Source organism: Mesobacillus maritimus (assembly GCF_044803185.1).
Classification (GTDB): domain Bacteria; phylum Bacillota; class Bacilli; order Bacillales; family Cytobacillaceae; genus Mesobacillus_B; species Mesobacillus_B maritimus_B.
Genome location: NZ_CP085225.1, coordinates 906,093 through 920,131, shown reverse-complemented (window position 1 = coordinate 920,131; position 14,039 = coordinate 906,093). Strand labels below are relative to the sequence as shown.

The window sequence follows — 14,039 nt, the reverse complement described above, 5'->3', positions numbered from 1 at the left end:
AATCGAATTGGTAAAATTAATCCAGAAAAGTTATGTTTTCTCAAGGTGTAGTTTATACTATTTCCACCGTAAAAAGGGTGTTAAATGTTTGTGTAGGAAAGTAAAGTCTCTTTGTGTATATTAAATCACACTTTGCACTTTTTTTGTGTACTTTTTTTGAACAAAATCAATTGATTTGAGAAAAGCGTAAGGAAAACACTCTATTTTACAGGGTTTTCCTTTTTATCCAGTGATTTCAAAAAGGTTTATGCGCATTTAACCTCAAACCATTTAAATTGTTAAGCAATACAGAGTATTGTTATTCTTTAGAAATTTTCGTGTTCATAACTTCATCTCTATTACTAACAAATACTTGCAGACGAAGCAATCTTTTTGCCCAGATTTAGGCAGTTTTATTTTCATATTGAATAATAAGGTTAGTTTGTGTAGTATCATTTAGGGGCATAGTGTGGCTTTCTATCTTTTTATTTAAAAATCAGCTATGATAGATTTGAATTAACAGTATAATGATTCCTCATTATTATACTCGCCTAATAATTATATGATGACAAATTTGAATATTTAAAACAAGCAGGTGAATGTATTGAAACGCTCTTTAAAATGGTTGGCAGTCTTAACGACAATTGGTATGCTTTTCGTTTTACTAGGTGGTGCACTTGTAACAAAAACGGATTCTGGAATGGGCTGCGGCCGATCATGGCCATTATGTAATGGGGAGCTGGTCCCCACAGACATTACCCCAGAGTTAGTAATTGAATTGGCGCACCGTTTAGTATCAGGTGCACTCGGAATCATGGTATTGGTTCTTGCCATTTGGTCTTGGAAGGTCATTGGACATATACGTGAGACTAAGTTTTTAGCCTTTTTATCTTTCTTCTTCATTCTTCTTCAAGGCCTTATTGGAGCAGCAGCTGTAGTTTGGGGCCAAAACGACTTTGTCCTTGCTGTGCATTTTGGAATATCCTTAATCTCATTTGCTGCTGTATTCCTTTTAACGCTATTGATCTTTGAAGTTGATAAAAAATTCAATGCAGAAAAGGTAATCATTGATAATCGAATGAGTTTTCACATCATCGGGATAACCATCTACAGCTTTATTGTTGTCTACACGGGAGCGCTTGTAAGGCATACCAATGCTAGTTTAGTATGTCCCGACTGGCCACTTTGCGTAAACTCTGCACCTAGCCTACCAGACAATTTATATCAATGGGTCCAAATGGGGCACAGGGCAGCAGCAGGGTTAATTTTTATCTGGATCGCTTATGCAACCTTCATTGCCATCCGCCATCATAAGCATCAGCCAGTTGTTTACTGGTCTTGGATTACTTCCTTTGTTCTTGTATCCTTTCAAGTAATATCAGGAGCAGTGGTAATCTTTTCTAGATTAAATCTCTATGTAGCTCTGGCACACGCCTTTTTTATCTCTTGTTTATTCGGAGTTCTAAGTTATCTTATCTTGCTTGTCTCTCGTAACAAGAAAAATGCACATGCTCTTACGAACCAAAAAACAGTAGATTCTGATTCACGTAAATATATTCCACCAGTGCAATAACCAAAATGCACGTAGTAGTAATGGATGCTGACTAGGCTTTTGCTCAAGCTCAACCATTCTCAAATTAAATTACATGTAAAAAGCTGCAGTCCTAAGACTGCAGCTTTTCTTTTATGATTTTAAATGGAATTTCTGCCCCGGCGCATTAGTTGGCACCACGGTTGGTTTTTCCGCTTTTTTAGATTTATACTTTTCTTCAAATTGAACGAACATTGATACATTTACGAGAATCCCCATTGATATCGCCATTTGCAAAAGCGACGAGCCGCCATAGCTAATAAATGGAAGAGGCACACCTGTTAGTGGTATCACCCCTGTTGCACCACCAAGGTTTATAAAAGCCTGTATCCCGACCATGCTCGATATCCCAATCGCTAATAAACTTCCAAAAGGATCCTTACACTTTAAACCAATAAATATCCCTCTCAAGACTATATACCCTAAACACAACAAGACAAACCCAACACCGAATATTCCCAGCTCTTCTGAAATAATCGCAATGATAAAATCTGTATGTGCTTCTGGTAAATAGCCAAGCTTTTGAACACTTTGTCCAAGCCCTAACCCTGTTAATCCACCAGAACCGATTGCATAATAGGAATTCGCCAGTTGATACCCTGTATTTAATTCATCGGCAAAGGGATTGCTGTATGAAGTAAGTCGATTAACCCTTACTTCTGAAAAAATCTCATCTTTCATAATGAGCGATACAGGTGCAATAAGGCAAGAAGCAATAATGACGAGTTTCATGATATTCTTGAGACTCATGCCTGATGACAAAATGATGGTTGATGCAATCAAAAAGATAATACCCGCCGTTCCAAAATCGGGCTGCACGGCAACCAGAATCACAACTAGCGCTAAATAAACTAATGGAGGAGCGACCCCTTTATCAAACTCATTAATATACGATTGTTTTTTGGCATAAACGGCAGATAAATAGATAATGACACCAAGTTTTGCAAATTCTGCTGGTTGAATGCTTCGTACCCCCAACTCAATCCAACTTTGTGCGTTATTTGCTACCTTTCCAACTAAAAACAATCCTACAAGACCAAAAAGAGACATCAAAACCATTGGCAATAGAAATTTGGTACTTTTCATTATTTTGTAAGGAATCAGTGCTGTAACGATGAAAAACACAGCAGCTACAAATAAGTTTATTTTTTGTTTATCAAAGAAGAAATCACTCGGAACTTCATAGCGCGTCACAAGGCTCGCACTATAAACCATCACTAGTCCAAAAATAGACAAGAGGGCAACAACTATGATCAAAGAATAATCATAGGACTTCATAATTTTTTTTACCATTATCTCTTCCCCATCTTCTATGTTGTAATATGTATTCTAAATATCCCCATGAATATCCTGCCAATGGGAAGGAAAGTTTAAAAAAAACTCAAACAATTCTCTAGAACTGTTTGAGTTTTTAGCTATCTTATTTTCTCGTAGAAGCTTCATGAAGAGCAGATAACTCTTTCTCAAGCTCACCGAGGATTGTTTTCCCTTCCGCTTCCTCTATTAAGCCGAGTCTAACTGCAAAATCTATCTCCCTTGATAACCCAAACATTTGCGTGTCCAAAACTTCTTCATAGAGAGGACATTGAGGCATGGTTAGGTTATCCATTTGCACTTTAATCAGCTTTAATATCTTATCAGCGTCAGCCTTCAATAAGGCATGGGCTTTTTCTTGATGATTAATAATCATTTCAGACGCCAACATTGATCCCCCCGTTTCCGAGCATTAACCAATCTATCTATAAATTTTACTCTTTAGCATGCGAAAATGCAAGAATAATAAGGATTCAGAATATTTATTCCCTAAATCCCAAAGTAAGGATATGACATTTAAAGAGATTAAAGATATACTTGTGAGGAATAATTTTTTATAGGGGGAAATGGCTTGGAATTAATCATTCATATCACTGGTAAAGTAAACTATCAAATCACCCTGGATCCTAGTGTCTGGATTTTTGACGACCGAAAAGTGGATTTAGATACATATTTCCTAGAGAAAAAAGAAAAAGCAGATGAGCTTGAGGAATATACCAAGTCTATATCTAAACATTGGGATAGAGAGATCATGGAAGGTGCTGTGTTTCCACCAACCCTTAAAACTGAACGAAAGTACGAAAAGCAAAAAATGATGGAAGGAACTTTCGGGATTCCTCTTGAGCCCTTCATTCTTAATGCAGAGCCCCAAGAAGGTGCAAAGTCACTTGTTATTGAACACAATGAAGGTGAGACAGAGTTACCACTTAATGAGGCATTTAAATTAATCCTTGGCTTTTCTAAACACGGGAAACAACTAACCGATGGTGGTCCTGTCCATGTTTATTACGGGGATGGTTCGAATCATGAAAACCCACTAAAAGGGATAAAACAATTTATTATTAAATAACTCCAGACCGTTCATTATTTTTCAAGAACAAAAGCGGAAGCGTCCTGTTCAGCGGCGTATGGCCTGGAGCGCTCCAACTGAGATAAAGGAAAATGAAAAGCGGAGGCGGCTTGTTCAACTCCGACTTGCATAAGCCACCCCGGAATAGAAGGCGCTCTTTGCCTTCAATTCCGGGGTGGCTTATGACCCGAGGAGTTAGCCGCTGCAGCTAGACAACACGAAGAGCCGGAGGCGCATTCGTGCTTGACGCAATCGTTGCGGCGGTAAAAATCCAAAATCCGTTTTTTACTCGGAGAGCGAAGGACACTAGCCGCTAGGGCACTGGAGCTGGATACCAAAAACGAGTACAATTTATCCACACCCATAATCTTTTATAATTTCCTAAACATTAAAAAACAGGCGAAAATCGCCTGTTTTTACTTTAGAATGTCTGCCGCTAATTGAGCTAGCGCAGACCTTTCTCCTTTTACTAACTTAACGTGGCCAGCAATTTGTTGGTCTTTAAATTTTTCGACCACGTATGTAAGGCCATTATTATAAGCATCAAGATACGGATGGTCGATTTGATCTGGGTCTCCCATTAAAACAATCTTACTTCGCTCACCGACTCGTGTTAAAATCGTCTTTACTTCATGCTTGGTTAAATTTTGAGCTTCATCGATGATGATGAACTGATCTGGAATACTCCGACCTCTTATATACGTCAGAGCTTCAACCTCGATGGAACCCATCCCTGCTAATATGGCATCAAGTTCCCCTGGTTTTTTCGTATTGAACAAAAATTCAAGATTATCGAAAATAGGTTGCATCCACGGACGAAGCTTTTCCTGTTTTTCCCCAGGTAGAAAACCTAAATCCTTGCCAACTGGCACAATAGGACGTGCGACTACAAGTTTTTTATATTCACCTAAATCTTCTGTTTGAAAAAGCCCTGTTGCTAGGGTTAGTAATGTTTTTCCTGTTCCAGCTCTTCCTGTGAGTGTGACTAGCGGGATGTCATCTCGTAACAATAGCTCTAAAGCCATAATTTGCTGAACATTCCTCGCTCTAATGCCCCATATTTGTTTCCCTTCATGGTCAAATACCAACTTTTTGACAAGTAATTTTCTCTTGTCCACCATTCCAATAGCAGAAGAAGAACTACCTAGACTGTCTTTGAGAATAACAAATTGATTTGGGTATAATTTTTGACCACCAATTTCCGCTAGCTCTAGTTCCCCTTTTACATAAAACCGATTTAATAACTCTGCTGCAACGTAGATTTCTTCAAACCCGGTGTACAAGTCATTCACTTCTATCACTCGATCACTCAGAAAATCCTCCGAGGCGAGTCCTATTGCATCTGCCTTTACCCTGACAAGTGCATCTTTACTTACCAAAATTACTGGACGGCCAACCTCTTTCGTTTGCTCTTCTAAGGACAAATTTTTTGCAACAGCCAGGATTCGATTATCATTTGTTTTTTCAACAAAAACCTCCTGAAGCTGATGGAAGGAGCGATGGTTTAATTCAATTCTAACTGATCCGCCGTTATCAAGAGGGATTTTTTCGTGCAGCTTACCTGTTTCTCTAAGTCCATCAATAATTCTAGATACCTGCCTAGCATTTCGCCCAATCTCGTCCATATAACGTTTTTTTGAATCAACTTCTTCTAGCACTACGGCAGGAATAACTACCTCGTTATCTTGGAAAGAAAAAATGGAATAGGGATCCTGTAGCAGGACATTTGTATCAAGTACATATATTTTTGTCAAAATCTTGCCTCCCACCTTCTTGTTTTTCTGGCGCCGCCAAATCACCATCAGCAGAGACTTTGGTAAAATATATGTTTTCTTGTATAAAGATAGAATTTATTTTACACAATACCATGTAAGCAACATTTTTTTTATTGTTGATTTTCGGGCAGTAACCATACACCAGATGACTTTGAACCTCCAAGACAGAAAACTTGCTGCCCGTAAATTTCCTAGGAGCCTGGCCTAAAAAACCATCAACTTCTAGCATTTGAAGGGGTTTTACAGAAACCAACAGATAACCGTTTTAACCTAACTTTTGATTTTCGCGCAGGTTCTTATCCATCAAATTTTTGACAGAATGAATTTTCGGGGGTGTACTAACAAATGAAAAAGGTCATAACTTTATTTTGTTTACTATTTGTGATTTCAGGCTGTGCGGCAGGGAACAATGCTTCACAAGATGAACAAGACGATAGGGTCAAAGTACAAAACAGTACAAATGAACAAGTTAATCGTAGAGAAAGTGAAAACAGATCAAACCACCTTGCAGAATTGGCCGAACGGATACCTGAGGTAGATGAAGCCACTGCTCTAGTAATTGGCGATTTTGCCGTTGTGGGGATTGACGTTAATGAAGATTTAGAGCGTTCTGAGGTTGGGTCCATTAAGTATGCAGTTTCAGAAAGTATGAAGGATGACCCACATGGTGCTAACGCAATGGTGGTTGCAGATCCTGACCTGAATGCAAGGCTAAAAGAAGTTGTAGAGGACTTTCGTAATGGACATCCTATCCAAGGTATTATGAACGAACTTGCTGATATTACTGGAAGGATTATCCCTGAGGTCCCTGCTGATAACCTGGAACCACAGCCTAAAGATCCAGAGCCTACTGAAAGTGATAACGAGAAATTAACTGATAAGGAAGAAAAACAGCTCGATAAAACCCAGAATCGTCAGTCTAATTATCATAAAGAGAACAGGGAAAATAGAGAAAATTAATAAAAAAGCTTAGTCGCTGACTAAGCTTTTTTAATGGCATCCATTACTTGTTTATCTAATCTCGTAGCTGCAGCCTGATCATAAATTTTATCATACATCGGCTCTGTAACAATCTTGGAACCATAAAACATGACATCCCTTACTTCATCAATGTCCATTTTAACAAGTGATAATTTTAAAGGAACACCATCTATACCATCGAACTTTACTTCTGCTCTTCCCTGAATGGAGTAAGTAGACTCATTCGCAACCAGAGTAATAACAACCAAGCGATTCCCTTTAATATTTTCGATTATCCGTGAACGACTATCAGCAGCAAATAGAATTGTTTTTTCATCTTTCGCTAACAACCATGATATTGCACTGACATTTGGCCCACCTGTTTCATGGTCTATTGTAGCAATCGTAACAAAACGCTCAGTTTGTAATTCTTCGAACAATTCTTTAATTAAATGTGGTTCGACTTCGTTTGCCATAAAAGCACCCTCCTTACACTATCATTCATCTTACTATGTATGAACATATAACTTCAAATCCAATCCATGATATACTATACACAAAGAATCATACGAAAGAAAATTTGAGGTGTGAACATGAGAGTTAAATGTGTAATCTGTGACAAAATTGAATCCATTAATGATGAAACCCTCCAGGCAAAACAACTTAGAAATCGCCCAATTCACACTTATATGTGCAATGACTGTCATATACGTATTGCTGAAAATACAAAGAAACGAATTGATACTGGGCACTTTCGTCTCTACAAATCCCCAGTCGAGAATGATGAGTGGTAGGAAGAAACAACTAACTCGAGAGAGACGTTTGTGCTTGAAGCGTTAGTATTAAAAGCCGAAAGGCCGCCTGAAGAGGCGGCCTTTCCTAGTTGCGATAGAACAGATAATCAAACATTGCACGTAGAACCACGCTAGTATGCTGCAGTCTATTTGTCCTGTCTATTTATCAGGGTAATTTACATACTTCTCAGGTTCATTACTAATTTGATCAAGCATCACTTCAATTAATTCCCGCGGAAATCGGTATGTTTTCTGTTTTTCATTAGTATCCACTTCAACATAATACATATCTTCATCCATCGTTACTTCTGGGCTTTGAATCCCATTTTCATTTGCAAGAAGCTGTTCAAACATGTTCATTGTATCCCTAGCCGCTGTATCCTCAGGTCTGGCATCTACAACTACCTTAATGGTTAGCCAGTTATAAAGCTTGTCTTGTAATGACATCATCATCCTTCACCTCAGCTAACATCCATTTCTTCTTTTTGGTGATAGTGCCGACGAATTTTATAAATAATTAAAATTAACGCCGCTACGACAAGACCCTCTGCTATTGGAAGAAAGATACCTAGAAAGCTCAAAAATGTGCAACCAAAACCTAGAAACAAATAGATTAGGATTGACTTTCCAATTGGTAGCTTCTTAGCAAAGCCCATTTTATAGACGGCTATACTTAATAGAAGAATAGTCAAGTAGAGCATCCACATACCCGAGTCTGGATTTTCATCCACTTTGAAAAGTGCAGCAAAAAAGGTCAACCTCTGGCTAACATCTATACCACCCATTCTACTTCCCCCTACTTATTCTCTTATAAAAAACTTTTCATGGAGAGGAAGGGAGACCTTCCCTTCCATGAAATGACTCTTATAATTCTGCGTATTTCTTTTTCTTTGCAACCCGTTCCCGCTCACTCTTATCAAGAATTTTTTTACGCAAGCGAATCGATTCCGGTGTCACTTCACAATATTCATCATCATTTAGATATTCAAGCGATTCTTCCAAAGACATAATCCTTGGTTTTTTAATTACATTCGTTTGATCCTTATTAGCAGAACGAATATTGGTCGCATGTTTTACCTTCGTGATGTTTACGGTGATATCATTTTCACGTGTGTGCTCACCAACAATCATTCCTTCGTAAATTTCCGTACCTGGTTCAACAAAGATTGTTCCGCGGTCTTCCACTCCCATAATACCATAAGTGGTTGCTTTTCCAGATTCCATCGATACAAGGACACCTTGTCTTCTACCACCAACTTGACCAGTAGCCATTGGTTGATAGCTATCAAATGTATGATTGATGATCCCAAAGCCACGAGTGAGTGTTAAGAATTCAGTCGTATATCCAATTAACCCACGAGCCGGAACATTGAATATTAAGCGAACCTGACCTGTACCACTGTTGATCATATCAATCATTTCGCCTTTTCTTGCGCCGATTGACTCCATAACTGCCCCTGTATTTTCCTCAGGAACATCAATTTGAACACGCTCTACCGGTTCACAACGTACACCATCAATTTCTTTTACGATAACCTCAGGTTTTGAAACTTGAAGCTCGTAACCCTCACGACGCATGTTCTCAATTAGAATAGATAGATGCAGTTCCCCACGTCCAGAAACAATCCAGGCATCAGGAGAATCAGTATTATCGACACGAAGACTAACATCCGTTTGCAATTGTGCACGAAGTCTTTCTTCAATTTTTCTTGAAGTAAGGTACTTTCCTTCTCTACCTGCAAATGGGCTATTATTAACTAGGAACGTCATCTGAAGTGTTGGTTCATCAATACGTAGAACTGGAAGGGCATCCTGATGTTCTACAGGACAAACTGTTTCACCAACATTAATATCTTCCATGCCTGACACGGCAATTAAATCGCCAGCCTTTGCTTCTTGGATTTCCTCGCGTTTTAAACCAAAGAAACCAAACATCTTCGTTACCCTGAATTGTTTAATACTACCATCTAGTTTCATTAAGGCAACTTGCTGTCCAACTTTCATTGTACCACGGAACACACGACCAATCCCGATACGACCAACATAGTCATTATAATCAAGTAAAGCAACCTGGAATTGTAACGGCTCTTCACGGTTATCTACTGGTGCAGGAATATGCTCAATAATTGATTCATACAGAACTTCCATGTTTTCATCCTGCTTTTCTGGAGTTAAGCTAGCTGTTCCATTGATGGCTGAAGCATAAACAACTGGAAATTCTAATTGATTTTCATCCGCACCCAATTCGATAAATAAGTCAAGAACCTCATCAACCACTTCTTCTGGACGAGCAAAGTCCCGGTCAATTTTATTGACTACCACAATTGGTGTTATGTGTTGTTCAAGGGCCTTTTTCAAAACAAAGCGTGTTTGTGGCATGCAACCTTCATAAGCATCTACCACTAGTAGCACACCATCAACCATTTTCATGATTCGCTCAACTTCCCCTCCAAAATCCGCATGTCCTGGAGTGTCAAGGATGTTGATTCTTGAATCTTTATATTTAATCCCTGTGTTTTTAGCAAGGATTGTAATTCCACGTTCTCTTTCAATGTCATTGGAGTCCATTGCCCGCTCTTCAACATTTTCATTCGCTCTGAATGTCCCAGCTTGTCTTAGAAGCTCATCCACTAGTGTCGTTTTTCCATGATCAACGTGCGCAATAATTGCTATATTTCGTATATCTTCTCTTAATTTCAAAAAAGTCAACCGCCTTTATCTTAAATATGTTATCATTTTTTTATAACTGAGTTATTATAACATAACTATAGGTGAAACCGTATGTTTTCGAAAAATATAATGCAGGAGGTGCAAAAAATCAAATGGGGAATATTAAATGGCCACTATTATTTTTAGCAATTGTTGCTGCAGTATGTATCATGGGGCTTGGAGTTGCAATCGGCGAGGAAAGTCTTTTAGGGGCTGTGGTTTCTATAGCTGCTACAATCTTAACAATGGGCTTTGGGTTTAAAATAAAGAAGAAGCTTCGCGAGAGCGGAGAACTATAGAAGGCCGTAACGGCCTTCCCCCTCTCCTACCATCTCCCATCCTTTAAATACCTGTGCATAATTTCGTTGTGCAAACCTGGTCTAGCAACGAACACTGAACTCTGGTTTAGTAAATCAAGAGTCTCCCCTCTTAAATCTGTAGCTACACCCCCTAATTCTTCAACCATAATAATGCCAGCAGCAAAGTCCCAAGGAGCAAGCCTAGGGGTTATATAGGCGTCTATTCTACCTGAGGCTAAATACACCATTTCTAAAGCGGCTGAACCATACGACCTTGTACCGCGAGCTTCCTTGACAAGAGGGGAGAGTAATTCAGGTGGAAGGCGACGATTCTCCGTTACCCAAGTAGCATTTAGTGCGATGATGGATTCTGAAACAGCCCTTGAATCCAAGGGTTGCAACTCTTCACCATTCACAAACACACCTTGTCCCTTAAAAACATGATAAAGTTCATCCAGAACAACATCATAAATGAGCCCTATCTTCCCGACACCCTCTTCATAAATACCAATTGAGATTGCAAAATTTCGCTGTTGGTGAATAAAATTCATGGTACCATCAATTGGATCAATAATCCAAACAACTCCGGATAGCTGAGTTAGTTCATCTCCATATCCTTCTTCTCCAAGAATTTTATGCTCTGGATAGGTTGCTTTTATTTTTTCAATAAAATATTGTTCTGTTTCTTGATCAATATTGGTTACTAGGTCATTTGGATTCGATTTTGTCTTGATGTTCAAAGTATTAGGAAAGGAAGCGCGAATTCGTTCCCCAGCTTCTTTAATCCATTGCTTTGCATATGTATCAATCTCATGCATATTCGCCATCATTCTTCCCCCTATTTTTTCAATTTTAATATCAGTTCAGTAAGGTTAAATTTAGCTTATAGGAATTGTTTAACAGCTTCAAGTATTTCTACTCTACATTAACCACTTATTTACAGATAAATGCAAAAAACGAACTCCTTTTTATTCTAGGAGTTCGTTTTATTTTCCCCTATTTTTTGTTTTACCATTTAACATTCTGTGTTCCTTCATCACTTCTACCTCGGGTTAGAGAGCCTTTAATGCTAGAAGCTCTTTCCGAATTCTTTCAAGCTTCTTTTTACATTCATTTATCTTTGTTTTGTTTGATTCTCCCATCGCTTCAAAAAGAGTGGCTAATTCATAATCCATTTCTAATCTCAAAACAGCTTTTCTTTGCTTTTCTCCTGGCTTTCCCTCCATAAAATCCATTAATTGTTTCAATTTTATACACTCCTTGGGTTATTTTCGAAATATTTGCATTTTTTATATTCTATGAAAAAACAATGGACGTTGCAACAAATATGTGCTAACACCTAGAAGCAAATACCTCGTACTTCAACATTTTCTTCTTGTTTGTTACAATACTTACAAAGGTACAGGAGGTAATGGAGATGTCATTTTCAGGTTTTACCAACGAAGACTTTAATGTTTTTACAATAGAAGGATTAGACGATCGTATGGAGGCACTTAAACAACATATCCGACCAAAGCTAGAGGATCTCGGAAAACACTTTACTCCAGAGCTATCAAGTCTAACCGGTGATGAAATGTTTTACCATGTTGCAAAACATGCACGTAGAACAAAAAACCCTCCAAAGGATACTTGGGTTGCCTATGCCGCCAATCCCCGCGGTTATAAGATGATGCCCCATTTTCAGATCGGGCTTTGGGAAACCCATTTATTCATTTGGTTTGCGCTAATTTATGAAGCACCAAATAAAGAAGAGTTCGGAAAAGTACTAGAAAGAAATGCTGAAAATCTCCTTTCTGAAACTCCAAAAGAATTTGTTTGGTCTACAGACCATACAAAGCCCGATGTGGTAAAGCATAGTGGACTATCTAAACCCGACCTTCAAACGATGTTTAACCGTCTGCAAACAGTTAAAAAAGCAGAAATCCTATGCGGATATAATATTCCTCGGGAAACTGCAGTACAAATGAGCCCACAGGAATTAGTGGATAAAATAGAGTCAGTGTTTAAAACTTTGATACCCCTATATAAACTAACCTAAACGTTAAATATGGGAAGCGAAAAAAAAAAACGGCCGATGGCCGTTTTTTTATCAGGTATAGTAAAGAAATCTAATCCCGACGCGCGCTACAGGGTGCTTCGCTTTCTATTTAATCTTTACTTTCTCTCCGGCGGACGCCTCTTTTGCTTTTTTCACAGTATGATAGGACGAATATCCACTTTCCTCTTCAAATTGATTAAAAAGTTTTTTCTCCTCAGACTTACTCGGAACTATCTCCTTAAATCGACGGTAGGAATCCATTAGTATTTCCCGACTTACCCCTTTTTCATATGCATTCTCCACATATTGAAAGAAATGAATGACGTCGATAATTTCATCCGTTGTCCAAGTATGATCAATAGGATATTGATATTCCATTTAATGAACACCTGCTTTTAATAGTCTATATTTTTTGATTGTACACATAGAGACCTACAGGTGCAAATGAAACTTTTTACCTCACAGCCCACTTAGTTCTTATCCCTTCACCTTCTAGAATAATCCTATCCATTAAATCCTTAACTGTCGGAACATCATTAATGAGACCCATTACTTGCCCGGCCCACGCAAATCCTTTTTCTTCAATTCCTTTATAAATGTATTCTTTATTTGCTTCTCCACTAATGTAGTCTTTTAAAGATTCATAATCCCCATATTTCTCTTCTAATTCTAAAATTTTTGTGGTCCACTCATTTGCAATGGCCCGAGCGGGAGCCCCAATCGAACGTTTGATAATCACCGTATCATTTTCGGTTCCCTTAACAAGCCGTTGTTTATATGTATGGTTTGCATGAATACATTCCTTGGTAGCAATAAAACGTGTCCCCATCTCTATTCCTTCTGCTCCAAGGCTAAGAGCTGCCATTAATCCACGCCCATCCCCTATTCCACCCGATGCAATAACAGGTATGTTAACAGCGTCGACAACACTAGGAATCAGCACCATTGTTCCCGTATCATTTTTCCCAAGGTGGCCACCCCCTTCCTGTCCGACAACCATTACGGCATCAGCACCTAGCTCTTCCGCTTTTTGGGCTTGTCTTTTCGCAGCCACCAACACTAATTTTTTCACATCCACTCCCTGTAGCTGATTAAAAATTGGAGCAGGGTTCCCTCCTGTCATTGTAATAACAGGTACCTTTTCCTCGATGGCTACATCAAGGAATTCAGAATACGGTCTTCCATGTTGACCAATCGCGAAATTCACCCCATATGGTTGAGTTGTTAGTTCCTTTACCCGTTTAATTTCCTTTCTCAACGCATCTGGACTATCTAGTGACATAGCGGTAATTTGCCCAAGCCCTCCGGCATTAGAAACCGCTGCAGCCAGATCTGAATAAGCAAGATATGCTAAGCCCCCCTGAACAATCGGGTATTTAATGCCTAGTAATTTTGTGATTTTTGTTTCCCATTTCATTTTCCCATCTCCCCTCTCGAATAAATATTCTCTTTTCATGTAAACTTTCCTTTTTATTCATCAAAAACAGGGGAATATATAAGAAGGAAGTCAT

17 protein-coding genes are annotated in these 14,039 nt (G+C 38.7%); 6 read left to right on the top strand and 11 right to left on the bottom strand.

Annotated elements, in window-relative coordinates; all coding sequences use genetic code 11:
- Positions 1 to 583 precede the first annotated feature (583 nt).
- The gene (locus LG336_RS04520; RefSeq protein WP_404331365.1) at positions 584 to 1,552 is read left to right on the top strand and encodes a heme A synthase; all 969 of its coding nucleotides are present in this window, start codon (positions 584 to 586) and stop codon (positions 1,550 to 1,552) included.
- Positions 1,553 to 1,663: 111 nt separating this feature from the next.
- Here LG336_RS04520 and LG336_RS04515 read toward each other — a convergent pair whose 3' ends face one another.
- Both LG336_RS04515 and LG336_RS04510 read right to left on the bottom strand, forming a co-directional pair.
- Positions 1,664 to 2,863, bottom strand: coding sequence for an FtsW/RodA/SpoVE family cell cycle protein (locus LG336_RS04515; protein WP_404331364.1), 1,200 nt, complete (start codon positions 2,861 to 2,863; stop codon positions 1,664 to 1,666).
- Positions 2,864 to 2,990: 127 nt separating this feature from the next.
- Positions 2,991 to 3,272, bottom strand: coding sequence for a YlaN family protein (locus tag LG336_RS04510; protein ID WP_404333096.1), 282 nt, complete (start codon positions 3,270 to 3,272; stop codon positions 2,991 to 2,993).
- Between the two features lie 183 nt (positions 3,273 to 3,455).
- Between LG336_RS04510 and LG336_RS04505 the strand changes: the two genes are divergently transcribed.
- Positions 3,456 to 3,953 (top strand): peptidyl-prolyl cis-trans isomerase, encoded by a 498-nt coding sequence (locus tag LG336_RS04505; RefSeq protein WP_404331363.1) that lies wholly within the window; start codon positions 3,456 to 3,458, stop codon positions 3,951 to 3,953.
- Positions 3,954 to 4,369: 416 nt separating this feature from the next.
- Here LG336_RS04505 and LG336_RS04500 read toward each other — a convergent pair whose 3' ends face one another.
- Complete coding sequence (locus LG336_RS04500) at positions 4,370 to 5,755, bottom strand: PhoH family protein (RefSeq protein WP_404331362.1); 1,386 nt, start codon at positions 5,753 to 5,755, stop codon at positions 4,370 to 4,372.
- A 318-nt stretch (positions 5,756 to 6,073) separates the two neighbouring features.
- Here LG336_RS04500 and LG336_RS04495 point away from each other — a divergent pair, with 318 nt between their 5' ends.
- Positions 6,074 to 6,688, top strand: coding sequence for a YhcN/YlaJ family sporulation lipoprotein (locus LG336_RS04495; RefSeq protein ID WP_404331361.1), 615 nt, complete (start codon positions 6,074 to 6,076; stop codon positions 6,686 to 6,688).
- Between the two features lie 20 nt (positions 6,689 to 6,708).
- Here LG336_RS04495 and LG336_RS04490 read toward each other — a convergent pair whose 3' ends face one another.
- Positions 6,709 to 7,164 carry a pyridoxamine 5'-phosphate oxidase family protein gene (locus LG336_RS04490; RefSeq protein ID WP_404331360.1) on the bottom strand — a complete coding sequence of 152 codons (456 nt, stop codon included), beginning with the start codon at positions 7,162 to 7,164 and terminating at the stop codon, positions 6,709 to 6,711.
- 117 nt (positions 7,165 to 7,281) lie between these two features.
- On the opposite strand from LG336_RS04490, the gene LG336_RS04485 reads away from it, so the two are divergent.
- Complete coding sequence (locus tag LG336_RS04485) at positions 7,282 to 7,482, top strand: YlaI family protein (RefSeq protein ID WP_404331359.1); 201 nt, start codon at positions 7,282 to 7,284, stop codon at positions 7,480 to 7,482.
- A 159-nt stretch (positions 7,483 to 7,641) separates the two neighbouring features.
- On the opposite strand, the gene LG336_RS04480 is transcribed toward LG336_RS04485, so the two are convergent.
- From LG336_RS04480 to typA, 3 genes are all read right to left on the bottom strand, one after another.
- Positions 7,642 to 7,929, bottom strand: a complete 288-nt coding sequence (locus LG336_RS04480; RefSeq protein WP_404333095.1) for a hypothetical protein — start codon at positions 7,927 to 7,929, stop codon at positions 7,642 to 7,644.
- A gap of 14 nt (positions 7,930 to 7,943) precedes the next feature.
- A complete protein-coding gene (locus tag LG336_RS04475; RefSeq protein WP_404331358.1) occupies positions 7,944 to 8,267 on the bottom strand; it encodes a YlaH-like family protein in 324 nt (107 codons plus the stop codon).
- 79 nt (positions 8,268 to 8,346) lie between these two features.
- Entirely contained in the window at positions 8,347 to 10,182 is a 1,836-nt protein-coding gene (gene typA, locus LG336_RS04470) for a translational GTPase TypA (protein ID WP_404331357.1), read from the bottom strand.
- A gap of 122 nt (positions 10,183 to 10,304) precedes the next feature.
- Here typA and LG336_RS04465 point away from each other — a divergent pair, with 122 nt between their 5' ends.
- Positions 10,305 to 10,490: a YlaF family protein gene (locus LG336_RS04465; protein WP_404331356.1), complete on the top strand. Its 186-nt coding sequence runs from the start codon at positions 10,305 to 10,307 to the stop codon at positions 10,488 to 10,490.
- A gap of 26 nt (positions 10,491 to 10,516) precedes the next feature.
- Here LG336_RS04465 and LG336_RS04460 read toward each other — a convergent pair whose 3' ends face one another.
- A complete protein-coding gene (locus tag LG336_RS04460; RefSeq protein WP_404331355.1) occupies positions 10,517 to 11,320 on the bottom strand; it encodes an inositol monophosphatase family protein in 804 nt (267 codons plus the stop codon).
- A 222-nt stretch (positions 11,321 to 11,542) separates the two neighbouring features.
- Positions 11,543 to 11,737 carry a hypothetical protein gene (locus tag LG336_RS04455; RefSeq protein WP_404331354.1) on the bottom strand — a complete coding sequence of 65 codons (195 nt, stop codon included), beginning with the start codon at positions 11,735 to 11,737 and terminating at the stop codon, positions 11,543 to 11,545.
- A 170-nt stretch (positions 11,738 to 11,907) separates the two neighbouring features.
- Between LG336_RS04455 and LG336_RS04450 the strand changes: the two genes are divergently transcribed.
- Entirely contained in the window at positions 11,908 to 12,528 is a 621-nt protein-coding gene (locus LG336_RS04450; RefSeq protein ID WP_404331353.1) for a YktB family protein, read from the top strand.
- A gap of 105 nt (positions 12,529 to 12,633) precedes the next feature.
- On the opposite strand, the gene LG336_RS04445 is transcribed toward LG336_RS04450, so the two are convergent.
- Together LG336_RS04445 and LG336_RS04440 are read right to left on the bottom strand one after the other, a co-directional pair.
- Complete coding sequence (locus LG336_RS04445; RefSeq protein WP_404331352.1) at positions 12,634 to 12,906, bottom strand: UPF0223 family protein; 273 nt, start codon at positions 12,904 to 12,906, stop codon at positions 12,634 to 12,636.
- 76 nt (positions 12,907 to 12,982) lie between these two features.
- Positions 12,983 to 13,945 carry an NAD(P)H-dependent flavin oxidoreductase gene (locus tag LG336_RS04440; protein ID WP_404331351.1) on the bottom strand — a complete coding sequence of 321 codons (963 nt, stop codon included), beginning with the start codon at positions 13,943 to 13,945 and terminating at the stop codon, positions 12,983 to 12,985.
- Positions 13,946 to 14,039 lie beyond the last annotated feature (94 nt).

Excerpts from the sequence above, each read along its gene's own strand:
- LG336_RS04460 (WP_404331355.1), bottom strand. The coding sequence starts at position 11,320 with ATGATGGCGAATATGCATGAGATTGATACATATGCAAAGCAATGGATT.
- LG336_RS04465 (WP_404331356.1), top strand. The coding sequence starts at position 10,305 with ATGGGGAATATTAAATGGCCACTATTATTTTTAGCAATTGTTGCTGCA.
- LG336_RS04445 (WP_404331352.1), bottom strand. The coding sequence starts at position 12,906 with ATGGAATATCAATATCCTATTGATCATACTTGGACAACGGATGAAATT.
- LG336_RS04490 (WP_404331360.1), bottom strand. The coding sequence starts at position 7,164 with ATGGCAAACGAAGTCGAACCACATTTAATTAAAGAATTGTTCGAAGAA.
- LG336_RS04495 (WP_404331361.1), top strand. The coding sequence starts at position 6,074 with ATGAAAAAGGTCATAACTTTATTTTGTTTACTATTTGTGATTTCAGGC.
- LG336_RS04440 (WP_404331351.1), bottom strand. The coding sequence starts at position 13,945 with ATGAAATGGGAAACAAAAATCACAAAATTACTAGGCATTAAATACCCG.
- LG336_RS04480 (WP_404333095.1), bottom strand. The coding sequence starts at position 7,929 with ATGTCATTACAAGACAAGCTTTATAACTGGCTAACCATTAAGGTAGTT.
- LG336_RS04485 (WP_404331359.1), top strand. The coding sequence starts at position 7,282 with ATGAGAGTTAAATGTGTAATCTGTGACAAAATTGAATCCATTAATGAT.
- LG336_RS04515 (WP_404331364.1), bottom strand. The coding sequence starts at position 2,863 with ATGGTAAAAAAAATTATGAAGTCCTATGATTATTCTTTGATCATAGTT.
- LG336_RS04450 (WP_404331353.1), top strand. The coding sequence starts at position 11,908 with ATGTCATTTTCAGGTTTTACCAACGAAGACTTTAATGTTTTTACAATA.
- LG336_RS04500 (WP_404331362.1), bottom strand. The coding sequence starts at position 5,755 with ATGGTGATTTGGCGGCGCCAGAAAAACAAGAAGGTGGGAGGCAAGATT.
- LG336_RS04475 (WP_404331358.1), bottom strand. The coding sequence starts at position 8,267 with ATGGGTGGTATAGATGTTAGCCAGAGGTTGACCTTTTTTGCTGCACTT.